A 21,181-nucleotide genomic window follows, 5' to 3' on the forward strand; every position below is an offset into this window, starting at 1 on the left:
TTAAAGTACCGAACCTAAAAAGTGATTCACCACAAAAATGCCTGCAATATACAGCACCACCGCCGCCAGCGCAAAAAAGTCACCGGTATGCAGGTGCATTTCTTTCATCTTGGTACGCCCGGCACCGCCACGATAGCAGCGGCACTCCATAGCGTCCGCCAGCTCATTGGCGCGGCGAAAAGAGGAGATGAACAAAGGAATCAAGATGGGCACCAATCCTTTGGCTCTGCGAATCAGTCCCCCGCTCTCCATATCGGCGCCCCGAGATTTCTGCGCCGCCATAATTTTGTCGATTTCCTCGATCAAAGTGGGAATAAACCGCAGGGCGATTGTCATAGTCATAGCGATCACATGCACATCAATCTTAAACACTTTTAGGGGTTTAAGCAGCCGCTCAAGAGCGTCCGTCAATTCCGTCGGCGAGGTGGTGTAAGTCAGCAGACTGCCTACAATCACCAACTCGATAATACGTACAGCCATAAAAACGGCAGTCATCACACCATCCATAGTGATCTTCAGCTTTCCAAGGCTCACCAGCGGCTCGCCTTCGCCGTAAAACAGGTTAATAACGCCGGTAATGAGAATAATCACGACCAAGGGCTTAATGCTCTTCAAGATGGTTTTAGGCGGTATCTTAGACAGACCCACCGCCAGAATCATAAAGACGATGGCCAGCCCCAGGGACCAAAAGTTCTTGCACAAGAACACCGCCACCACCATCAAAAAGGTGAGCACGATCTTCATACGCGCATCCATACGGTGCACCGGGGAATTGCCGGGAAAATACTGACCAATGGTCATACTGGAATTCACAGGCGAACCCCCTCTCTCTTTAGGCGCTGAAATTCGCGCACGCCGTCGTCAACCGTAAAAATATCCGTGCGGCACGGTACGCCACGCCGCAGCAGTTCTAAGAAAATATCCGTTACCTGGGGCACATTCAGCCCCATTTGGCGCAGTTCCTCCGCATTAGCGTACACATCGGCAACCGGGCCGTAGGCGGCCACCTGCCCCCGGTGCATCACCAGCACGCGGCGGCAAATGCGCGCCACATCTTCCATAGAGTGGGAGACGAAGAGCACCGTTGCCCCGGTACGGTCCCGGTAACTACGGATCAGATCTAAAATTTGATCCCTACCACGAGGGTCCAACCCGGCGCAAGGCTCGTCTAAAATCAAAACCTTTGGCTCCATTGCCAAAATGGACGCAATGGCCACACGGCGCTTTTGCCCACCGGACAGATCAAAGGGCGATTGCTCCGCAAAATCACGGGACAGACCCACCAATTCCATAGAATGGAACACCCGGCGGCGAATTTCCTCGCTGTCCAGTCCCATTTGCTTGGGACCGAAAGCGATCTCTTTATATACATCTTCTTCAAAAATTTGGTACTCCGGGTACTGAAAACACAGCCCTACTTGAAAGCGTACACGGCGAATTTGCTTGCGGTTTTGCTTACTCCAAATATCCGCGCCGTCCACATAGACTTTGCCGCTTTGGGGCTCTATCAGGCCGTTTAGGTGCTGGATGAGCGTGGATTTTCCGGAGCCGGTGTGACCAATAATGCCGACAATCTCGCCCTCCTCCACAGAGAAAGACACATCCTGCAGCGCCGCCGTCTCAAAAGGCGTACCCACACTGTAACGGTAATTGAGTTTTTCACAGGTCAGTACAGCCAAGTTTTTGTTCCTCCAAGTTGGAAATCAATACATCCACGCATTCTGCAGTGTTCAAAACTGCGTGTTCGGCAAAGCCCAGCCGATCCGCCAGTTCCGTTGCCTGGGGCACATCCAGGCCCAGGGCTTTCAGCTCATCTACATGGGCAAAAACCGCGCGGGGAGCGCCGTCCAGTCGGATCACGCCGTCGTCCATCACCACCACCCGATCGGCTTGCACCGCTTCATCCATATAATGGGTAATGAGCAGAATGGTGATCCCCTCTTCTTTGTTCAATTTCTTCACGGTGTCCAGCACTTCTCGGCGGCCGCTGGGATCCAGCATCGCCGTGGGTTCGTCCAGTACAATACACAGAGGCCGCATGGCGATAATGCCTGCCACGGCTACCCGCTGTTTTTGACCGCCGGAAAGCTTGGAGGGCGATTTCAGCCGCTCCGCATACATGCCAACTGTCTTTAGCGCAGCATCCACCCGGCGGCGGCATTCCTTTGGCTCCACGCCCAAATTCTCCACCCCAAAGGCCACATCCTCCTCTACAATAGAGGAGACGATTTGGTTGTCCGGGTTTTGAAACACCATACCCACCTTGCGGCGCGCGTTATAGACCACATCTTCGTCTTGCGTCAGCGGCGTGCCGTCTACGATGACTTGGCCGCTTTGGGGAAACAAAATGCCGTTAGAGAGCTTGGCTAATGTGGATTTGCCGGAGCCGTTATGCCCCAGCACCGCCACAAAGGAGCCCTTCTCAATCTGCAGGTTCAGGTGGCTGAGCACCGGGCGGGGCGCAGGCGCGTCCTTAGGTGCGTCCGGGTCCGCAGGATATGTAAATGTTACATCGTTAAATTCAAGAATTGCCATCTTTGCCTTTCCACACAGCGGTGGCACCGCAGGGCAGCACACCGCCGGTTTCTGTCACCGGCAGGCCAATCTCGTCCGCAGACACAGAACCGCCCATTTGACGCACCAAAACATCTTCCAAAATATATTGCATTACCGAGGCAGACAGGCCGGTGGTATAAGAATTCAACACCACAGCCAGCGCGTTTTCACTGAGCACCTGCTGCACCAGGGTCACAAAATCATATAAATTATCTTCCAGGTGCCAGATCTCACCTTTTGGCCCCCGGCCGTAGCTGGGCGGGTCCAGGATCACAATGTCGTACCGGTTGCCCCGACGAATTTCTCGCTGCACAAACTTGATACAATCGTCCACGATCCAGCGCACAGCGCCGTCTGCCACGCCGGAGGCGGCCGCGTTCTCCTTGGCCCACTGGACCATACCCTTGGAGGCGTCCACATGGACTACCTCTGCACCGGATTTCAGGCAGGCAACCGTGGCACCGCCGGTATAGGCAAACAGGTTGAGTACCTTTACCGGACGGTCAGCGCCCTCGATCATGCCACGCACCAGATCCCAATTCACAGCCTGTTCCGGGAACAGGCCGGTGTGCTTAAAACCCATGGTCTTGATGTTAAAAGTCAAGTCCTTATAGCGCACCTGCCACACAGCAGGAATGCGCTTAAAGGTCTGCCACTTGCCACCGCCGGTGCGGGAGCGCACATAGCGTGCCCCCGGCTGTGCCCACAAGCGGTTCTCCCGCGGGCCATTCCAAATCACCTGGGGGTCCGGACGAATCAGGATTTCTCTGGTCCAACGCTCCAGCTTTTCGCCGGCAGAGCAGTCTATCAGTTCATAATCTTTCCAGTCACTGGCTACACGCATTAACTCAATCTCTCCCGTACCACATCTGCAATTCGATTGCCCAGTCGGGTGATCTTTTCCAGATCTTTGCCCTCTAACATCACCCGCACCAAAGGCTCTGTACCGCTGACCCGAACCAGCACGCGGCCGTCGCCCATCAAATCCATCTCAGCCTGTTGAACGGCAGAGATAATATATTCGTCGTTGTTATATTTTTGCTTGCCCTCCGGTGTCACCTGCACATTGATGAGCACCTGCGGATAAACGGTCATAATCTTTGCCAGCTGAGACAGCTTTTTGCCGCTTTTCACCACTGTCTTAAGTAGCTGCACACCGCTAAGCTCACCGTCACCGGTGGTGGCATAATCCAGGAAAATCACATGCCCGCTTTGCTCGCCGCCGATGTTATAGCCCTTTTGCAGCATACGCTCCAGCACGTAACGGTCACCCACTGCCGTCTTTTCACAGGCAATACCGTTCTCTTCGCAAAACTTAAAGAAGCCCATATTGCTCATCACCGTTACCACGGCGGTGTTCTTAGCCAAAGTGCCCTCGTCCAGCATCCGCTTGGCGCAAATGGCGATCACCTTGTCGCCGTCCACCAATTGGCCGTTTTCGTCCACCGCCAGCATACGGTCTGCGTCGCCATCAAATGCCAACCCTAAGTCCAGCCCGTTGTCCGTTACAAACTGCATCAGCTCCTCCGGGTGGGTGGAGCCGCAGTGATCGTTGATATTCACACCGTCCGGTGTGTCGGAAAGCATATAACACCGGGCACCCAGTGCGGTAAAGATCTGTTTGGCACAAACGGAAGCGGAGCCGTTGGCGCAGTCCAAAGCGATATTCAGCCCGTCAAAGCGAACATCGGCGGTCTCCACCACATGGCGCACATAATCCTCCACGGCCGTCTTGCAATAGAGCCGATTGCCCACATCGCCGCCCAGCTTCTCCGGGATTTCTTCTGCACCATCCAGAATAATAGCCTCAATTTCTTCTTCTATGGCGTCATCCAGCTTGTAGCCGGTGGACTGGAAGATCTTAATGCCGTTGTATTCGCAAGGGTTGTGTGAAGCGGAGATCATCACGCCGGCGTCACAGCCGTAGCGGCCGATCAGGTAGGCTACAGCCGGGGTAGGCACTACGCCCACAGAGAGCACATTCGCCCCCACGGCGCAAAGCCCGGCGGTGAGTGCCGCCTCCAGCATATCGCCGGACGCCCGGGTGTCTTTACCGATGAGCACCGTGGGTTTTCTGCCCAGCTCACCGGCCAAAACTTTGGCTGCCGCCTTGCCGATCGAGAGCGCCAGCTCGTTGGTTAAATCTTTATTGGCTATGCCACGCACGCCGTCTGTTCCAAACAATCTGCCCATACCATACTCCTTTGTTGTTAAAAAGAACTGTGTGTTTCCGTCTATACCGGTTTGAATTTCAATTTATGATGGTTAAAGTAAAGTTTGCTGCCCGTCCTGCTGGAATCCCAAATGCCGGTAGGCCGCCGGGGTCACGCAGCGCCCACGGGGGGTGCGGCTGAGAAAGCCGATCTGCATTAAATACGGCTCGTACACATCCTCAATGGTCACTGCCTCTTCACCGATGGCTGCGGCAATGGTTTCCAGTCCCACAGGTCCGCCGTTATAATTTTTGATCATGGTGGTCAGCAAGCGACGGTCAATACCGTCCAGTCCCAGCTGATCGATCTCCATACGAGAGAGGGCATCCTCCGCCGCCTCAGCGTTGATTACACCGTCGTACTTTACCTGGGCAAAGTCACGGCTGCGCTTAAGCAAACGGTTGGCGATACGCGGGGTGCCTCGGGAGCGGGAAGCGATCTGCAAGGCGCCGTCCTGTTCAATGGGAATATTCAAAATGCCCGCCGAGCGCTTAACGATGGTGGCAAGCTGCTCATCCGTGTAAAGCTCCAGTCGCAAGATCACGCCAAAGCGGTCACGCAGTGGCGCCGACAGTTGCCCGGCACGAGTGGTGGCGCCAACTAAGGTGAAGTTGGGCAGATCCAACCGAATGGAACGGGCGGACGGACCTTTGCCGATGATAATATCCAGCGCACGGTCCTCCATAGCCGGATACAGCACTTCCTCAACGCTGCGGTTCAGACGGTGAATCTCGTCAATAAAGAGCACATCCCCCTCTTGCAGGTTGGTAAGCAGTGCCGCCAGATCGCCCTGCTTCTCAATGGCCGGACCGCTGGTGACGCGAATGTTCACGCCCATCTCATTGGCAATAATGCCCGCCAGCGTGGTCTTGCCCAATCCGGGCGGACCGTACAGCAGCACATGATCCAGCGCCTCGCCACGGGTGCGCGCCGCCTCAATGTAAATGGCCAGGTTCTCTTTCACTTTATCTTGCCCAATATAGTCCTCCAGGGTCTTGGGACGCAGGGAATTCTCTATATCCGTATCCGTCTCCGTCAGGCCGGTAGACACAATACGATTTTCCAAATCCATATCTTCCATAGGCAACTCCTAATCTGTTTTAGGCTTACAAATTGGCGGCCAGCTGGCGCAGCCCTCGGCGGATCATCTCGTCCACCGACAGGCCGGGTTCCATCTGACCCACGGCCACAGCGGCGTCGCTTTGACCGTAGCCCAGAGCCACCAGCGCTTCCACCGCCTCTGCCGCAACAGAGCCGGCGGTATTGGCAGCGGCTGCCGCCTGCACCTCTCTGCTGCTGCCCAAATCCAGCACGCCCATTTTATCTTTCAATTCCAGCACAATGCGCTCGGCAATCTTTTTGCCGATACCCGGCGCACGCGTCAGGGACTTGGCGTCCCCGCCGGCAATGCAAACGGCCAATCGATCCGCCGACAGCTCCGACAAGATCGCCAGCGCCGCCTTAGGTCCCACGCCGTTTACGGAGATCAGCAGCTTAAAGCAATCCAGTTCCGCCGTGGTGGCAAAGCCGTAAAGATCCAGTGCATCCTCCCGCACAGACAAGTAAGTGAAAAGCTGCACCGGCTTGCCCACGCCCGGCAGGGACTGTAAGGTAGTCAGCGTGGTGAAGCACTTAAACCCCACACCACCGCAGCTGACCACCGCAAAATTCTGGTCAAAATAAGTGAGCGTACCGTCCAAACTGTAAATCATAAGTAACTCCTTATCGCAGGTTGCCCAACCGCCCCAGCAGGCTGCCGCTGGCGTGGCCGTGACAGATGGCCATAGCCAGTGCGTCAGCCGTGTCGTCTGGCTTGGGTATTTTCTCTAAATTCAAAATCAGGCGGGTCATCTCCTGTACCTGCTTCTTCTCCGCCCGGCCATAGCCCACCACCGACTGTTTCACCTGCAAGGGGGTGTATTCAAAGATGGGCACATTTTTTTGTTGGGCGGACAGGGTGATGACCCCTCTGGCTTGCGCCACATCAATCACGGTCTTGGCGTTGTTGTTATAAAACAACTTCTCCATACTCATCACCTCCGGGTGATAGGTATCAAACAGGCCGATCATATCCGTGTAGATGATTTGCAGCCGCAAAGGAAACGGCGTTTTGGCCTGCGTGGTGATGGCGCCGTAGTCCACCACAGAGAATTTATTGCCTTTATAGTCAAGCACGCCCCAGCCGATAATGGCATACCCGGGGTCAATACCAAGAATACGCATACTGACACTATCCCATAATAAATTTAAATTATTATAACACAAAGACGCACGGCTTGCAATATAATATATAAATTATTATATATGCACGCAGAAAGATAGGGAGCACCGCAGCGCTCCCCTATTCCTTTATCGCCCGGCGCCCTCGCCCCGCAGCTGATGAATAAATTTTTGCAGTTCAATGTTGTTAAAGGTGTACTGCCCCCGGTCCGTGCCCGGAATATAGTACCGTGCCGTAACTTCTCCATTAAGGACCGTAAAAGACTGGCGCAAGGTGGCAGTCATATAGTCGGCACACTGCCGCGCATTTGAGCCGCTTACGATCACCACGCCTACCCTTTTCGGCTTAGCAATAGGCGGCTTGGCGCCCCGTTTGAAGCGGGCGCTGTAATACCGCTGGAACCGGTCGATCACTGCCTTCAGCGGAGCCGGAAAAAAATTATTATACACCGGAGTAAAGAACGCAATATAGTCCGCGTCTTCAAAGTCCTCAAAAAAAATATCCAGATCTTTGTTGGCGCAGCCCGCATGCTGCTCGCAAAAGCGGCAGTCGGTACAGGGCGCCGGCGCCAACTTGTACGTATTATATTCTACGATCTTACAGTCGATAAAATACGGCTTCACCTGGCGGATCAATTCTTCGCTGACCCCATTTGGCCGAGGCGAACCGCCGATAATCAGTAGTTTCTTCATCTCATCACCGCCCCTATTCTACCACACTTTGCCCTTGTTTTGAAGTCGTAATTGTGATAAACTTAAAAATAACACAAAAAAGAGGGCCTCGACTATGACCAAGTTTTTGATACACAAATTCATTCCACGGGATGCAAAGCAAAGCACCAAAGACCGGCAGCGCTACGGCGTACTCAGCGGCATTGTGGGCATTCTCTGCAATCTGCTCCTATGCGTGCTGAAATTTATTTGCGGCACGGTGAGCCACTCGGTGTCTATCACCGCAGACGCCGCCAATAACCTGTCAGACGCTTCCTCCAACATCGTCACCGTAATCGGCGCAAAAATCGCAAGCAAGCCGGTAGATAACGACCACCCATTCGGCCACGGCAGGATGGAATACATCAGTGCCCTAATCGTCGATTTCTTTATTTTCCTAATGGGATTTGAGTTGGGCAAAAGCAGTATTGAAAAGATCATTCATCCCCAAGAGGTGCGGTTCAGTGCCGTGACCGTGGCGGTGCTTGTGCTGTCCGTTGGAGTCAAGCTGTGGATGGCTTACTTTAATCAGGTACTGTATAAAGAGAGCAACAATCTCAATCTGAAAGCGGTACGCCAGGACAGCCTGAACGACTGCATTTCCACCGCCGCAGCCGGCGCGGCACTGCTGTTGTCTGCCTTTACCGCCTTTGACCGGGCAGACGGCATTATGGGGCTGCTGGTCGCCGCATTTATCCTCGCCGGAGGTGTGAGCACCTTAAAGGACATTATGGGTCCCCTGCTGGGTCAGGCGCCCAGCAAAGAGCTGGTGGATGAGATTGAGCGCCGTATGCTGGCAGAACCGCTGATTGTAGGCGTGCACGACTTAATTATTCACGACTACGGCCCGGGGCGCGTCATCGCCTCTGCACATGCGGAAGTACCGGCAGATCAGGATATTATGGCGGTGCACAACGCCATTGACCGTGTGGAGCACCAAATTAGTAAAGAACTGCAAATTGTTATCTGTATTCACATGGATCCCATTGCAATTCATGACGCCACGGTGGATAAATACCGCAAACTCATGGCGGAAATTCTCCAAGACTACGATCCTGAGCTGCGCTTTCATGACTTTCGGCTGGTGGAGTGCAGTGACCACATAAACCTGATCATGGACATTGTGGTGCCCAAAGAGCACAAAAAGCACCGCAGCCAAATTTTGAAGGAAGTACAAGCGGCCGTGCAGCAGCGTGACCCCCGGCTGCGAGTCGTGGCGACTATGGAGCACTCGTACATCTGATTTTCACATTGAAAAACGCCCGGCAGTTTGGAACTGTCGGGCGTTTTGCTGTTTTGTTAATTCTTTGTACCAAAGGTGTAGTCAATGCCGTTTTCATAGCACCAATCCGCAGCCTTTTTGCGCACATACTCGGTCTGAAACGCGTCAAACTTCTCGGAAAATTCCTTATAGGCATTAAAATATTTCCAAAAAGTCTCAACCACGGCATCATCCGGCGTTTGATCAAACACTGCCTTGATCTTGGCATTGCCGATAGAATGAACAAACGCGCGCATTACTTCGCCGTCCGTTACATAAAAGTACGGAATATAGCCCAAAGACAGCAGATACGCCGATGTGCCGGTATCCTCCGGGTGATCCAAATCCGCCAACTCCGCCATGCTGTGCACCTGCATATCCTGACGGGAGAACCAAAATTCCGACGCGCCGCTCCAGCCTTTTCTTAAATTATCTTCGTTCAAAACAAACTGCTTCATCACTAAACCCTTTGCTGCAATCATTAACCAATGGACTTCATCAAACCGCCGTTTTTGATAATGTTCTGAATGAACGGCGGAAACGGCTGGGCCTGATACACCTTGCCGGTAGTCAGATCCGTGATCACGCCGCTGTCAAAATCCACCTGCACTTCATCGCCTTGGTTGATCTCGTTGGCAGCCTGGTCGCACTCTAAGATCGCAAGGCCGATATTAATGGCATTGCGGTAAAAAATACGAGCAAAGGTGGAGGCAATCACGCAGCTGATGCCGCTGGCCTTAATGGCAATGGGGGCGTGTTCACGGGAGGAGCCGCAACCAAAGTTTGCCTTGGCCACCATGATGTCACCGGGCTGCACCTTATTTACAAAATCCTTGTCAATATCTTCCATACAATGAGAAGCCAGCCAGGCCTCGTCACTTTTGTTCAGGTAGCGGGCAGGAATGATTACATCCGTGTCCACATTGTCGCCGAACTTATGTACCTTACCTTTTGCTATCATACCGTACCTCCTTATACCGTAGCCGGGTCGGCAATATAGCCCTTGACCGCAGAGGCGGCAGCCACAGCGGGAGAGGCCAAATAAATCTCAGACTCCGTGTGACCCATACGGCCCACAAAGTTTCGGTTTGAGGTGGAAACTGCTCGCTCACCGGCAGCCAAAATACCCATGTGACCGCCAAGGCAGGGACCGCAGGTAGGTGTAGACACGACTGCACCGGCCTCAATAAAGATCTGGGTCAGGCCCTCCTCAATGCACTGCAAGTAAATGCGCTGGGTGGCCGGGATCACGATCACGCGCACATCCTGCGCCACCTTGCGACCTTTCAAAATTGCAGCGGCAGCGCGCATATCTTCCATTCTGCCATTGGTGCAGGAGCCAATCACCACCTGGTCAATCGCGATCTTTTCACCGTCCACCTGATCAATGGTATGGGTATTCTCCGGCAGATGCGGAAATGCCACGGTGGGCTTTAAGGTGCTCAAATCAATTTTTACCGTGCGGGTGTATTCTGCGTCCGGGTCTGCCTCAAAAATCGTATATTCCCGCTCTGCGCGGCCGTTCACATACTGCAAGGTCACATCATCTACCGGGAAAATTCCGTTTTTGGCGCCGCACTCAATGGCCATATTGCTGATGCACAGCCGATCGTCCATAGAAAGCTCCGCAATACCATCGCCGGTAAATTCCAAAGACTGGTAGAGGGCGCCGTCCACACCGATCTCACCGATCAAGTGCAGTACCACATCTTTGCCGCTGATAAAGGGTGCTTTTTTGCCGGTGATCTCAACCTTAATGGCGGAGGGAACCTTAAACCAAGCCTTACCGGTAACCATACCGGCAGCCATATCCGTGGAGCCTACGCCGGTGGAGAACGCACCCAGTGCACCGTAAGTACAGGTGTGGCTGTCTGCGCCGATCACGCAGTCACCACAGGCCACAATCCCCTGCTCCGGCAGCAACGCGTGCTCAATTCCCATGTTGCCCACATCAAAATAGTGGGTAATGCCATGGGCACGGGCAAAAGTACGCACCTGCTTGCAGTTCTGCGCGGACTGAATGTCCTTGTTGGGCGTAAAGTGATCCATTACAAGGGCAATGCGGGTCTTATCAAACACGCCGTCCTTGCCAAATTTGTTCATCTCATTGATGGCAACCGGAGAGGTCACATCGTTGCCCAGTACCATATCCAGCTTGGCCTCAATCAATTGACCGGCTACCACATGATCCAAACCGGCGTGCGCCGCCAGGATCTTTTGCGTCATTGTCATTCCCATGATCGTCACCGTCCTTAAATATCGTCCGTAAAGGAACCGGCGCCGCGCTCCAGCGAGGTCACGCCGGTACGCGCCATTTCCACAATACTAAAGCGCTGCTCCAGTCGCTGAATAAAGGCGTCCAGCATCTCCCCCGCACCGGTGAACTCCAGGGTCACCGTCTCAGCAGAAATATCCAGCACACGAGCACCATAACCGGCGTTGAATGCCAAAAGGGCGTTTTTCTCCGGAATGCCCTGGGCGTGCACCTTCACCAACAGCAACTCAGAGGACACGGAATTGTCCGGAGTCAGCTCAGATACTTTCTCCACGATCTCCAACTTTAACAGCTGGCGCTTGATCTGGCGAAAATTCTCCGGCTCCGTGTTGGTCTCGATGGTCATACGGGAAAAGTTCGGGTCCTCCGTCTCACTTACCGTCAGAGAGGAGATGTTGTATGCACGGCGGGAGAACAGGCTGGCCACCCGTTGCAGCACGCCGCTCTCGTTATCCACAAGAACAGATAAAACCAATTTCTCTTTCATCTTCCTTGCCTCCAATCAGTTAAACTGCTCGATAATGTCCGTGTGTGCGCCGCCGGGCGGAATCATCGGCAGCACATTGCTGTCCGGCGAAATACGGCAGTCCACCAACACCGGACCGGGATAAGCCAGCGCCTCTGCCAGCACAGCGTCAATATCATCATTGGTATGGATACGCAGCCCCTTTACGCCAAAGGCTTCTGCCACCTTCACAAAATCCGTAACACGGTGGGGATCTGTATCAGAAAAGCGGTTGTCATAAAACAGCTTTTGCCACTGGCGCACCATACCCAGCACAGTGTTGTTCATAATGAACATCTTAACCGGGATATTGTAGGATGCCATGGTGGCCAGCTCAGACAGGTTCATGTGGAAGCCGCCATCACCGGCAAACATCACCACGGTTTGATCCGGGCAGCCCATCGCCGCGCCAAAGGCAGCGCCCATGGAATAGCCCATGGTGCCCAGTCCGCCGGAGGTCAGCAGGGTGCGGGGTCGGGTGAACTTATAGAACTGTGCCGCCCACAGCTGGTGCTGACCCACATCGGTGACCACAATGGTGTCGTCCGGGGTCTTTTCATCAATTTTTTCAATTAAGACCTGGGGATTTACATAATCCCCGATCTGCAGCTGCTTAAAGGGATGGCGGCTGGCCTCGATCTCCGCTTTCCAGTCGCTGTGATCCATCTGCTCCACATTACGGGTCAGCATGGGCAGAATTTCTGCCAAATCGCCACGCAGGTGGTAGTTGGAAAAGATGTTTTTGTCCATCTCCGCTGCGTCAATGTCAATATGTAAGATCTCTGCGTTAGGCGCAAACTTCTTGCGGTTGCCGGCCACACGGTCAGAGAAACGGGCGCCGCAAGTGATGAGCACATCGCAGTCATGCGCCGCCTTATTGGCCTCAAAATGGCCGTGCATACCGATCAGCCCCACGTGTAGCGGGTGGCCGTACGGAAATGCACCCAGACCCATAAGAGAGGACACCACCGGTGCATCCAGTTTCTCGGCAAAAGTAATCAGATCTTCACCCACTTTGGAGAGAATGGCGCCGCCACCAACATAAATCAGCGGTTTCTCGGCATTTCTCAGTAATTCCAGCGCCCGATCTATGCAAGACTGCTTGGGCATCTTAAACGGCTCAATCTCCACTTTCGGTTCCGCCACATAAGCACAGGTGGCAGAAGTTATATCCTTGGGAATATCTACCAGAACAGGACCTTTGCGTCCGGTCTGGGCAATGCGGAACGCCCGGCGCAGCGTGGGCGCCAGCTCCTCCACAGACTTTACCTGGAAGTTATGCTTGGTAATGGGCATGGTAATACCGCAAATATCTACCTCCTGGAAGCTGTCTCGCCCCAAGCCGGAGGTGGCATAGTTGCAGGTAATGGCAACCACCGGCACAGAGTCCATATAGGCCGTGGCAATACCGGTCACCAGATTGGTGGAGCCGGGGCCGGAGGTGGCAAAGCACACACCCACCTTGCCGGTAGCGCGGGCATAACCGTCAGCCGCGTGGGAGGCGCCCTGCTCATGGGCAGTCAAAATATGCTTAAAGGTGTCGCCATATTTATAAAGCTCGTCAAAAATATTCAGGATCGTACCGCCGGGATAACCAAAGATGGTATCTACGCCCTGTTCTTTCAAGACTTCAAGAACGATCTGAGAGCCATTGAGTTCCATTAAATTCCTCTCCTATCACAAAAATTTAATATATATTTTAGGATATTTGCGATACTATGTCAAGAAAAATTTATCCTTGTAAAAACAGCAGCATTGGTATATACTTATATTCGCACTAAAAAACGTGTAATTCAGACATCGGAGCTAAAAGAATGAAACTTGGTATCGTAGGCTTGCCAAATGTTGGCAAAAGTACACTTTTTAACGCCATTACAAACGCAGGCGCCCAAAGCGCCAACTACCCCTTTTGCACCATAGAGCCGAATGTGGGTATGGTCAGCGTGCCGGACGAACGGCTGGACAAGCTGGCAGAAATGTACCACCCGGACAAATTCACGCCGGCCACCATTGAGTTTGTGGACATTGCAGGGCTGGTCAAGGGTGCGTCCAAGGGCGAGGGTCTGGGCAACAAATTTCTCTCCCATATCCGAGAGGTAGACGCCATTATCCATGTGGTGCGCTGCTTTGAGAATGACGACATCACACATGTGGACGGCTCTGTGGATCCGGCAAGAGACATTGAGACCATCAATTTGGAGCTGATCCTCTCGGATCTGGATATTCTGAATCGACGAATCGACAGCCGTAAAAAAGCCATGAAAGGCGACAAGACGCTGGCGCCGGAGGTGGCGTTTCTGGAGCGACTGGCCGCGGAGATGGAAGAAGGCAAAACCGCCCGCAGCGTGGAGATCAGTGAGGAGGAACAAGAGTACCTGAAAGAAGTATCCCTCCTGACCATCAAGCCGGTGATCTATGCCTGCAATATGGGCGAGGACGACTTTAACGCCGGAATTGAGAGCAATCCGTTCTACAAAGCGGTGGAGGAGATCGCTGCCGCAGAGGGTGCAGAAACACTACCCATCTGCGCTGAAATGGAGGCAGAGATCGCCCAACTGGACGAGGACGAAAAGGCCATGTTCCTTAGTGATATGGGGCTGGAAAAAAGCGGGCTGGATCGGCTGATCAAGAAGAGTTATTCCCTTTTGGGTCTGATTTCCTACCTGACCGCCGGTAAGCCGGAAGTGCGTGCCTGGACCATCAAAAAAGGCACCAAGGCGCCCCAGGCTGCCGGCAAGATCCACACAGACTTTGAGCGGGGCTTCATTCGCGCCGAGGTGGTCTCCTTTGACGATCTGGTGGCCTGCGGCGGTATGACGGCTGCCAAAGAGAAAGGCTTGGTCCGCAGTGAGGGCAAGGAGTATGTGATGCAGGACGGCGATGTAGTGCTGTTCCGCTTTAATGTATAAGCATTTTTAATTAATCACCATTTTGCGCGTTTTGCACATTATTATCCAAGTTAAATAATAATTTTTTCTTGCAGAATGAAAAATTGTTGACTATGACCAATAACCGTTGTATAATCAATCATAAGGCAGGAAAATTATGTCAGCAACAAAAAAAACAGATTTTGAATCGCTGGTTTCCGCCGCTCAAAGCGGCAGCGGAGAAGCCATAAATGCACTGGTCCACGCCATGCGCCCCACTGTGGAGATGATTGCCATGAAGTACATTCACTCTCCGCTGGAGAAGGACGATCTGGTCCAGGAGGGCATGATCGGTCTGCTGGCCGCCCTGCGTGCGTACCAACCGAAACGAGGCGCCGCTTTTCGCACTTTTGCCGGCACTTGTATTGAAAATGCAATACAAACCGCGCTGCGAAAATTCAGTCGGCGCAAAGATGTTCCCACGGATAATATGGTTTCCTTGGAGGACTATCTGGACCATGCCGGTACAGCCGTCAGCGCGGAGGACGATTTTTTGGCCGCAGAGAGTGTGGCGCGCCTGAGCCGCGCGCTGGAGCAGCAGTTATCTCCCATGGAAAATGAGGTGCTGCGCCTGCACATCAGCGGTTTTCGATATGCGGATATTGCCACACGACTGAACAAAAGCCCAAAGGCGGTAGACAACGCATTACAGCGTATTCGTAAGAAGTTGACGCTTCTTTTTGAATAAATCTTATGAGAGGTAGTTAAGGTCCAATGTACGAAGACAAAACATTAGTCTGCAAGGATTGTGGGAACGAATTCGTCTTTACAGCCGGTGAACAGGAGTTCTATGCTGAAAAGGGATTTGTCAATGAGCCCCAGCGCTGCAAAGCTTGCCGTAGCGCAAGAAAAGCCGCCGCTCGCGGTCCCCGCGAAATGCACGACGCTGTTTGCGCCAACTGCGGCGCAGCCTGCAAGGTTCCCTTTGAGCCGCGGGAAGACCGTCCGGTTTATTGCAGCGAGTGCTTTGCGAACATGAAAGCAGAGTAACCGGTTATTGATATAAATCTATAAATAGCATCTATTTCAATAGCAAAAAAGAACAGCTATCCGCAAGGATAACTGTTCTTTTTCTTTTGCACTATTTATTCTTTGCCGTTCCAGCAGTAGGTGCAAAGCTGATCCGCAGGAATGCCTACGGAAGCGATCATATCGTCCAGTCGATGATAGCGCAAGCTGGTAAAGTGCAGCTTTTCGCCGATTTTTTTCACCATGGCGGCGTATTTTTCGCTGTCCGGGTCGGCATATTCTGCCAGCACTTCCTTTGTGGGATCGCCGCCCTCCAGTTCCAGGATCACACGACGAGTGATCAGTTCCATCTCTGAGGTGGAACGAGAAAAGTTCAGGTACTTACAACCAAACAGTAACGGCGGGCACGCCGGCCGGATATGCACTTCTTTTGCGCCGCTGGCGTACAAAAACTCCGTGGTTTCCCGCAGTTGGGTGCCGCGAACAATGGAGTCGTCAATAAGCAGCAGGCTCTTGCCCTCAATCAAATCGTGCACCGGAATCAACTTCATCTTAGCGATCAGATTGCGCTTAGTCTGGTTGGGTGGCATAAAAGAGCGGGGCCAGGTAGGCGTGTACTTAACAAAAGGACGAGAAAACGGTATTCCGGAGGCGTTGGCATAGCCGATGGCGTGGGCAATGCCGGAGTCCGGCACACCAGCCACAATGTCCGGCTTGGCGTTGTCTCGGCCTGCCAGCAGCTCGCCGCAGTGGTAACGCATTTTTTCCACGCTGATCCCTTGATAGGACGAGGACGGATAACCGTAATACACCCATAGGAAGGTGCAAATTTTCATTTTTTTGCCCGGTGCAACCAACTGCTGCACACCGTCCGGCGTTAGCACCACGATCTCGCCGGGGCCAAGTTCTCTGTCATCGGTATAGCCCAAGTTCAAATAGGCAAAGCTTTCAAAGCTGGCGCAGTAACCGTCCGACTTTTTGCCCAGCGCAATGGGTGTGCGCCCCAGCTTGTCCCGGGCAGCATACACCCCTTTGGGGGTCAAAAGCAGCATACTCATAGAGCCGTCGATCACATCTTGCGCGTAGCGAATACCCTCTACAAAATTCTCTTTTTGGTCGATCAGCGCTGCCACCAGTTCCGTGGGATTGATCTCGCCGTTGTGCATTTCAAAGAAATGGGCGTTGGTCCCGATAATCTCATCCACAATAGCGTCTGCATTATTGATCTTCCCTACCGTTGTAATGGCAAAGGTCCCGTGATGGGAGCGCACCAGTATGGGCTGCGCTTCAAAATCAGAAATACAGCCGATGCCCATGGTGCCGTGCATCTCCTGGGACTCCTTGGTGAACTTCGTACGAAACGGCGCGTTTTCAATATTATGTATGGCTTTGTCAAAACCGTTTTCCGGGTCATACACCGCCATTCCCGCCCGGCGTGTGCCCAGGTGGGAGTGGTAGTCCACCCCGAAAAACAAATCAAATACGCAATCTTCTTTGGATACTGCGGCAAAATATCCGCCCATTACTCCACATCCTCTCCTTGGAATGTGCCTATTATAACAGATGATTCGCAAAATACAAAGAAAAATTGCAATATTTTTAAAAAATTAAGGCCAACGGTTATACCGACGGCCTTGTGGCGAAAAATTGCAGCCGATTTACAAACAGGCAGCAGTCTCCGACTGCCTTCGTTTATTTTGTTTTTTCCGATTTGACCGAAGACCATTTGCAGTAGACTTTTTTGCCTTTTTTGGCAATGAAAAAGCCCGGTGCGCCTAGGCACACCGAGCCCCCGCAGTTAAACCACGGTCAGAGATACATCGTCCAGAATTGCGCTGTCATCCGTGCCGCCGGTTGCTTCCAGATAGACTGTCACTGTGGTCACATTCTCCGGCACCACCGTACTGATTACCTGATAATAACCAAAATTCGGCGCCGTCTTAACCATATCCTGAGAACGCACCGACACATCAGCCGCATTTGATTCGCCGCCGGCTGCGTCTGTAAAGATGATCCTGCCAGTCACTGCCGGTTGATCCCCTACCCCTTGGGCATAAAAGGAAAGCCGGTAATAGCTGCCTGGGGCAGCTGCTTGCGTCTGGCGCATTTGCGCACCTGATGCCAGTTGCACCGCTGACAAACCGCTGTGCACCTGACCGGCGGCAGTGGCTTGCCCAGCCAAAGCATCGTTGTTCACCGTCCAGCCGGTGGGAACGGTATCGGTGAACTGCTCCATAGTGCCATTGGTCACCAATTCGCCGGGCAGCACCGTTCCGGTAGCACCCGTGGCACCCGTAGGTCCGGTAGGACCTGTTGCACCGGTGGCACCCGTAGGTCCGGTGGGACCTGTTGCGCCTGTAGGACCTGTTGCACCCGCTGTACCGGCAGGGCCTGTTGCGCCGGTAGCACCCGTGGCACCGGTAGGACCTGCAACACCTGTGGCGCCGGTAGCACCCGTGGCACCGGTAGGTCCTGTTGCGCCTGCAAAACCAGCAGCTCCGGTTGCACCTGTTGGACCGGTGGGACCCATTTGCCCGTTGCTACCCGGTGCGCCGGTGGGACCTGTGGGTCCCATTTGGCCGTTACTGCCTGCCGCACCGGTAGCGCCCGTAGGACCCATAGGGCCGGTAGGGCCGGTTGCGCCAACACCCGGACCTGTGGGGCCGGTGGGACCGGTAGGCCCTGTTGGACCGGTAGGCCCAACAACGGTGGGACAGCAGGAACAGGCAGGCTTGCAGCAAGCGTCGCAGCAAGGTTGGTTCTTATAAATCGTTGTATTCATCGGTTTTGCTCCTTATCCTCTCCAATAGACGGCAGGTTGGCAGGGTGCTGCAATGCGGCAAAATAGGCTGCGTTCTGCTGCACGGCGGCATCATCGGGTCGGTACGCTGCGGCTTGGGCATTGCAGCGGGCAGCCGCTGCATAATCCCCCATACGATCATAACAAACGCAAAGCCGCAGGTACGGCAAGTACCCGGTGTCATCCGTGTTTACAAAGCCGCTATGCAGGTCCTGGGGCAGTTCCAGCGCCCACTTGTACCAACAAATCGCCGCCGGATAATCCCCTTGTTCCAGTAACAAATCACCGCAACCGCATACCAGGTCCGACCGAGGTGCTCCCAAGGCAAAGCTCCGGCACAATGCAGCAAACGCACCTTTCCGATCCCCTTGGACGTGCAGGGCTGCACTCAGAAACTTGCAGGCCTCCAACTGATCCGGCAGCCAGCCGTCGCCGGGCGCCAAAAACGCCTGCAATTCCTGTACCGCACGGTCATACTGCCGATGGTAGTATAACTCCCGCCCGTAGTAGAATCGATCTCGGGGCGTAAACGACTCCCCTGCCGCCGCCATCTTTTCATAGATTCGTAGGTTTCGGGTGGTGTACGCTGTCTTGATTGATCGATGCGTCACGGCAATATTCACTGTAATTCTGGTGCCCGGGCACTGAATATATTCGTGTACCCGACCGTGCCAAACCGGTCTCGCCGCACGGCGCACCAACCGCTCTCGATCAAAGAAAAAAGTGGGATTGCCACGACTGTCAAAGCCGGTGTTGTAGCGCATCATCACCACATCTGCCGGGACCTGGTCCAGCCGATTTTTCAGGCACAGCAATGCGTCCAGATCCTCCGGCAACAGCACATCGTCTGCGTCCAGCCACAGGATATAATCCCCGGTGGCCTTGGCAAAGGATGCATTGCGTGCCGCTGCAAAATCATCTACCCAGGCAAAGTCAAAAATGCGATCGGTATAGGCAGCCGCCACCGCCTTGGTGCCGTCCATGCTGCCAGTGTCTACCACAATGATCTCATCCACCGCCGGTGCCACGCTCTCCAGGCACCGTCCCAGTACCGCTTCCTCGTCCCGCACGATCATACAAAGGCTGATACTCGCCACTGTCACCCCTCCTACGAACCTATCTCATTCTATGCAAAAGAGAAAAATCTGTGTTTTTGCATTTTTTGTAAAAATTCTCTTGACTTTCCCATATACGCTATGCTATACTACCAAAGCAAGATAGCTACGGGGCATTAGCGCAGTTGGGAGCGCGCCACACTGGCAGTGTGGAGGTCAGGGGTTCGAATCCCCTATGCTCCACCAAGTCCACTGTAATTTCGGTTACAGTGGCTTTTTTTATTTTCAGTTTTGATGGCTGCATCCGCGCTGTGTCGTGACCACCCGGAATATGAGAATTATTTTGATATAGAAGAAGTCGTAGAGGGCGACCGCACCACGGCTCTGCGGGCCTGCTACTTTTTGCCCTACGACGCAACAGGCGCCGCAGCGGATACCAAGCAGATAAAAGAGGAAATACAGATCTTTGAAGAAGAATGCAATTTGATCGTCAGCGCCATTCCAAAGACCTTTAGCACCTACGACAAGTACCGCTACCTGGCAGCGGTAATCTCCTTGCGCACCACTTTTGACAACGACTCCGCCGGCGGCAAACCCTCTGCCACCGCCTACGGCGCCATTGAGGGCGGGTCGTCCATTTGTCAGGGCTATGCCAGCGGATTTGAATACCTTTGCCGCAAGGCAAATTTGTGGTGCACACAGGTCAGCGGCGTGTCCCAAGACACCGCCCACGCCTGGAACCTGGTAAAACTGGAAAGCGGCACCTACCATATAGATTTGACCTGGGCCGATGCAGACGGCAACACGCCGCTGGACCCTGCCTGGCAAAGCTATTTTATGCTGACCCAAGAGGAAATCCTGCTGGATCACCAAATGGACGACGGCACGGTGGCCACCGGCAAAAATCAGCCCCAAACCGCCGGGCAATAAGCCTACCCTTGACAAAAGCAAAATACCTGACAAATGCGTAAAAACAGCGCACAAAGAACAAAACGGCACAGTCGTCGAGATGACCTCGTCGACTGTGCCTCTTTAGTTTATGTATGTTTCTGTCGTATTTACAACACAAAGGAAGAAATCAGCGCGCAAATAGTGCGGATGTCTACCTTAGACTTAAAGTCAAACTGCAATCGATTGCCGTCATTAAACACCAGCACTAACTCGCTGTCAATGTCCAAAACGCCTGCTGTTTCCACGCCAAAATACTGTATTTTAGCATAAGGATAAGAGAAGTAAGACACTTTCTTACCGGTCAGTCCTTGCACATTGACCACAAAAATACGCTTATTTGTAAAAATCACCTGATCCCGAACCGTCTTAAAGCACTGCACCGCCTGCTCGCCGTTCACAAAGAAACTGGCTACCTCCGAGCGCATATCCGTAACCGGGATCTCCTTTAAGTTCAGCAAATTAGAGTCACCTAATATGCCGGATGAAATGTTTGCCATAATTTTATTCTCCTGTCTTTTTTATTTTATTATAGGAGTGATATACACCGTACCGGTGAAAACACTTTATAACCAATACACACTGTTAATATTTTGCACTTTTCCCGCCATTACATTTTGAGCGCGGTATGTTCCAAAACGATAAGCATTTTCATCGTCAAGCACTTAATACAAACACAGATCAAAGCCAATACTGTTGGCGATAATGAAAAACTAACTTGTTCTGACATAAAATTTCCTG

22 protein-coding genes, 1 tRNA gene and 1 pseudogene are annotated in these 21,181 nt (G+C 53.2%); 6 read left to right on the top strand and 18 right to left on the bottom strand.

Going from position 1 to position 21,181, the window contains the following annotated elements:
- The 9 genes from OGM59_04060 to OGM59_04100 all read right to left on the bottom strand — a co-directional run bounded on the left by OGM59_04060 (position 1) and on the right by OGM59_04100 (position 7,682).
- On the bottom strand, positions 1–813 hold the full coding sequence (locus OGM59_04060) for an energy-coupling factor transporter transmembrane protein EcfT (GenBank protein UYI91642.1): 813 nt from the start codon (positions 811–813) through the stop codon (positions 1–3).
- Positions 810–1,679: an energy-coupling factor transporter ATPase gene (locus OGM59_04065; protein ID UYI91643.1), complete on the bottom strand. Its 870-nt coding sequence runs from the start codon at positions 1,677–1,679 to the stop codon at positions 810–812. Before OGM59_04065 ends, OGM59_04060 begins: the two co-directional genes overlap by 4 nt.
- Complete coding sequence (locus OGM59_04070) at positions 1,660–2,535, bottom strand: energy-coupling factor transporter ATPase (protein UYI91644.1); 876 nt, start codon at positions 2,533–2,535, stop codon at positions 1,660–1,662. Before OGM59_04070 ends, OGM59_04065 begins: the two co-directional genes overlap by 20 nt.
- Complete coding sequence (locus OGM59_04075) at positions 2,522–3,400, bottom strand: class I SAM-dependent methyltransferase (protein UYI91645.1); 879 nt, start codon at positions 3,398–3,400, stop codon at positions 2,522–2,524. The genes OGM59_04070 and OGM59_04075 overlap by 14 nt, the downstream gene beginning before the upstream one ends.
- Positions 3,400–4,749, bottom strand: coding sequence for a phosphoglucosamine mutase (glmM, locus tag OGM59_04080; GenBank protein UYI91646.1), 1,350 nt, complete (start codon positions 4,747–4,749; stop codon positions 3,400–3,402). Before glmM ends, OGM59_04075 begins: the two co-directional genes overlap by 1 nt.
- A gap of 72 nt (positions 4,750–4,821) precedes the next feature.
- On the bottom strand, positions 4,822–5,850 hold the full coding sequence (gene ruvB / locus OGM59_04085; GenBank protein UYI91647.1) for a Holliday junction branch migration DNA helicase RuvB: 1,029 nt from the start codon (positions 5,848–5,850) through the stop codon (positions 4,822–4,824).
- 25 nt (positions 5,851–5,875) lie between these two features.
- Positions 5,876–6,481 carry a Holliday junction branch migration protein RuvA gene (ruvA, locus tag OGM59_04090; protein UYI91648.1) on the bottom strand — a complete coding sequence of 202 codons (606 nt, stop codon included), beginning with the start codon at positions 6,479–6,481 and terminating at the stop codon, positions 5,876–5,878.
- A 10-nt stretch (positions 6,482–6,491) separates the two neighbouring features.
- Entirely contained in the window at positions 6,492–6,992 is a 501-nt protein-coding gene (gene ruvC, locus OGM59_04095; GenBank protein UYI91649.1) for a crossover junction endodeoxyribonuclease RuvC, read from the bottom strand.
- A gap of 126 nt (positions 6,993–7,118) precedes the next feature.
- Positions 7,119–7,682 carry a flavodoxin family protein gene (locus OGM59_04100; GenBank protein UYI91650.1) on the bottom strand — a complete coding sequence of 188 codons (564 nt, stop codon included), beginning with the start codon at positions 7,680–7,682 and terminating at the stop codon, positions 7,119–7,121.
- A gap of 94 nt (positions 7,683–7,776) precedes the next feature.
- Here OGM59_04100 and OGM59_04105 point away from each other — a divergent pair, with 94 nt between their 5' ends.
- The gene (locus OGM59_04105; GenBank protein ID UYI91651.1) at positions 7,777–8,943 is read left to right on the top strand and encodes a cation diffusion facilitator family transporter; all 1,167 of its coding nucleotides are present in this window, start codon (positions 7,777–7,779) and stop codon (positions 8,941–8,943) included.
- A 56-nt stretch (positions 8,944–8,999) separates the two neighbouring features.
- On the opposite strand, the gene OGM59_04110 is transcribed toward OGM59_04105, so the two are convergent.
- From OGM59_04110 to ilvB, 5 genes are read right to left on the bottom strand one after another with little or no spacing between them, the layout of a single operon-like run.
- Positions 9,000–9,443 (bottom strand): hypothetical protein, encoded by a 444-nt coding sequence (locus OGM59_04110; protein UYI91652.1) that lies wholly within the window; start codon positions 9,441–9,443, stop codon positions 9,000–9,002.
- Positions 9,443–9,922: a 3-isopropylmalate dehydratase small subunit gene (gene leuD, locus OGM59_04115; protein UYI91653.1), complete on the bottom strand. Its 480-nt coding sequence runs from the start codon at positions 9,920–9,922 to the stop codon at positions 9,443–9,445. Before leuD ends, OGM59_04110 begins: the two co-directional genes overlap by 1 nt.
- An 11-nt stretch (positions 9,923–9,933) precedes the next feature.
- Positions 9,934–11,199, bottom strand: a complete 1,266-nt coding sequence (gene leuC, locus OGM59_04120) for a 3-isopropylmalate dehydratase large subunit (protein UYI91654.1) — start codon at positions 11,197–11,199, stop codon at positions 9,934–9,936.
- 14 nt (positions 11,200–11,213) lie between these two features.
- On the bottom strand, positions 11,214–11,723 hold the full coding sequence (gene ilvN, locus OGM59_04125) for an acetolactate synthase small subunit (protein UYI91655.1): 510 nt from the start codon (positions 11,721–11,723) through the stop codon (positions 11,214–11,216).
- 15 nt (positions 11,724–11,738) lie between these two features.
- Positions 11,739–13,403, bottom strand: a complete 1,665-nt coding sequence (gene ilvB, locus OGM59_04130) for a biosynthetic-type acetolactate synthase large subunit (GenBank protein ID UYI91656.1) — start codon at positions 13,401–13,403, stop codon at positions 11,739–11,741.
- A gap of 152 nt (positions 13,404–13,555) precedes the next feature.
- Here ilvB and ychF point away from each other — a divergent pair, with 152 nt between their 5' ends.
- The 3 genes from ychF (at position 13,556) to OGM59_04145 (ending at position 15,658) form a co-directional block, all read left to right on the top strand.
- The gene (gene ychF, locus OGM59_04135; protein UYI91657.1) at positions 13,556–14,650 is read left to right on the top strand and encodes a redox-regulated ATPase YchF; all 1,095 of its coding nucleotides are present in this window, start codon (positions 13,556–13,558) and stop codon (positions 14,648–14,650) included.
- Between the two features lie 136 nt (positions 14,651–14,786).
- Positions 14,787–15,356, top strand: coding sequence for a sigma-70 family RNA polymerase sigma factor (locus OGM59_04140; GenBank protein ID UYI91658.1), 570 nt, complete (start codon positions 14,787–14,789; stop codon positions 15,354–15,356).
- 26 nt (positions 15,357–15,382) lie between these two features.
- Positions 15,383–15,658: a zinc-ribbon domain containing protein gene (locus OGM59_04145; protein ID UYI91659.1), complete on the top strand. Its 276-nt coding sequence runs from the start codon at positions 15,383–15,385 to the stop codon at positions 15,656–15,658.
- Positions 15,659–15,753: 95 nt separating this feature from the next.
- On the opposite strand, the gene OGM59_04150 is transcribed toward OGM59_04145, so the two are convergent.
- The 3 genes and pseudogenes from OGM59_04150 to OGM59_04160 all read right to left on the bottom strand — a co-directional run bounded on the left by OGM59_04150 (position 15,754) and on the right by OGM59_04160 (position 19,534).
- On the bottom strand, positions 15,754–17,160 hold the full coding sequence (locus OGM59_04150; protein ID UYI91660.1) for an amidophosphoribosyltransferase: 1,407 nt from the start codon (positions 17,158–17,160) through the stop codon (positions 15,754–15,756).
- A 749-nt stretch (positions 17,161–17,909) separates the two neighbouring features.
- A pseudogene (locus OGM59_04155) lies at positions 17,910–18,407 on the bottom strand (spore surface glycoprotein BclB).
- An 8-nt stretch (positions 18,408–18,415) separates the two neighbouring features.
- Positions 18,416–19,534, bottom strand: coding sequence for a glycosyltransferase family 2 protein (locus OGM59_04160; protein UYI91661.1), 1,119 nt, complete (start codon positions 19,532–19,534; stop codon positions 18,416–18,418).
- Positions 19,535–19,662: 128 nt separating this feature from the next.
- Here OGM59_04160 and OGM59_04165 point away from each other — a divergent pair.
- Both OGM59_04165 and OGM59_04170 read left to right on the top strand, forming a co-directional pair.
- Positions 19,663–19,738, top strand: a tRNA-Ala gene (locus OGM59_04165).
- 48 nt (positions 19,739–19,786) lie between these two features.
- Positions 19,787–20,422, top strand: a complete 636-nt coding sequence (locus tag OGM59_04170) for a hypothetical protein (protein ID UYI91662.1) — start codon at positions 19,787–19,789, stop codon at positions 20,420–20,422.
- 128 nt (positions 20,423–20,550) lie between these two features.
- Here the strand turns inward: OGM59_04170 and OGM59_04175 are convergent, their stop codons facing one another.
- Positions 20,551–20,940: a PH domain-containing protein gene (locus OGM59_04175; protein UYI91663.1), complete on the bottom strand. Its 390-nt coding sequence runs from the start codon at positions 20,938–20,940 to the stop codon at positions 20,551–20,553.
- Between the last annotated feature and the right edge of the window lie 241 nt (positions 20,941–21,181).

The sequence above is a fragment of the Oscillospiraceae bacterium genome (assembly GCA_025757685.1).
Lineage (GTDB): Bacteria > Bacillota > Clostridia > Oscillospirales > Acutalibacteraceae > CAG-217.

Coding starts and splice junctions, on each gene's coding strand:
- ruvB (UYI91647.1), bottom strand. CDS start 5,850: ATGGAAGATATGGATTTGGAAAATCGTATTGTGTCTACCGGCCTGACG.
- ychF (UYI91657.1), top strand. CDS start 13,556: ATGAAACTTGGTATCGTAGGCTTGCCAAATGTTGGCAAAAGTACACTT.
- OGM59_04110 (UYI91652.1), bottom strand. CDS start 9,443: ATGATTGCAGCAAAGGGTTTAGTGATGAAGCAGTTTGTTTTGAACGAA.
- OGM59_04150 (UYI91660.1), bottom strand. CDS start 17,160: ATGGGCGGATATTTTGCCGCAGTATCCAAAGAAGATTGCGTATTTGAT.
- glmM (UYI91646.1), bottom strand. CDS start 4,749: ATGGGCAGATTGTTTGGAACAGACGGCGTGCGTGGCATAGCCAATAAA.
- ilvN (UYI91655.1), bottom strand. CDS start 11,723: ATGAAAGAGAAATTGGTTTTATCTGTTCTTGTGGATAACGAGAGCGGC.
- ruvC (UYI91649.1), bottom strand. CDS start 6,992: ATGCGTATTCTTGGTATTGACCCCGGGTATGCCATTATCGGCTGGGGC.
- OGM59_04140 (UYI91658.1), top strand. CDS start 14,787: ATGTCAGCAACAAAAAAAACAGATTTTGAATCGCTGGTTTCCGCCGCT.
- leuC (UYI91654.1), bottom strand. CDS start 11,199: ATGGGAATGACAATGACGCAAAAGATCCTGGCGGCGCACGCCGGTTTG.
- OGM59_04105 (UYI91651.1), top strand. CDS start 7,777: ATGACCAAGTTTTTGATACACAAATTCATTCCACGGGATGCAAAGCAA.
- OGM59_04070 (UYI91644.1), bottom strand. CDS start 2,535: ATGGCAATTCTTGAATTTAACGATGTAACATTTACATATCCTGCGGAC.
- leuD (UYI91653.1), bottom strand. CDS start 9,922: ATGATAGCAAAAGGTAAGGTACATAAGTTCGGCGACAATGTGGACACG.
- ilvB (UYI91656.1), bottom strand. CDS start 13,403: ATGGAACTCAATGGCTCTCAGATCGTTCTTGAAGTCTTGAAAGAACAG.
- OGM59_04170 (UYI91662.1), top strand. CDS start 19,787: ATGGCTGCATCCGCGCTGTGTCGTGACCACCCGGAATATGAGAATTAT.
- OGM59_04175 (UYI91663.1), bottom strand. CDS start 20,940: ATGGCAAACATTTCATCCGGCATATTAGGTGACTCTAATTTGCTGAAC.
- OGM59_04145 (UYI91659.1), top strand. CDS start 15,383: ATGTACGAAGACAAAACATTAGTCTGCAAGGATTGTGGGAACGAATTC.
- OGM59_04100 (UYI91650.1), bottom strand. CDS start 7,682: ATGAAGAAACTACTGATTATCGGCGGTTCGCCTCGGCCAAATGGGGTC.
- ruvA (UYI91648.1), bottom strand. CDS start 6,481: ATGATTTACAGTTTGGACGGTACGCTCACTTATTTTGACCAGAATTTT.
- OGM59_04075 (UYI91645.1), bottom strand. CDS start 3,400: ATGCGTGTAGCCAGTGACTGGAAAGATTATGAACTGATAGACTGCTCT.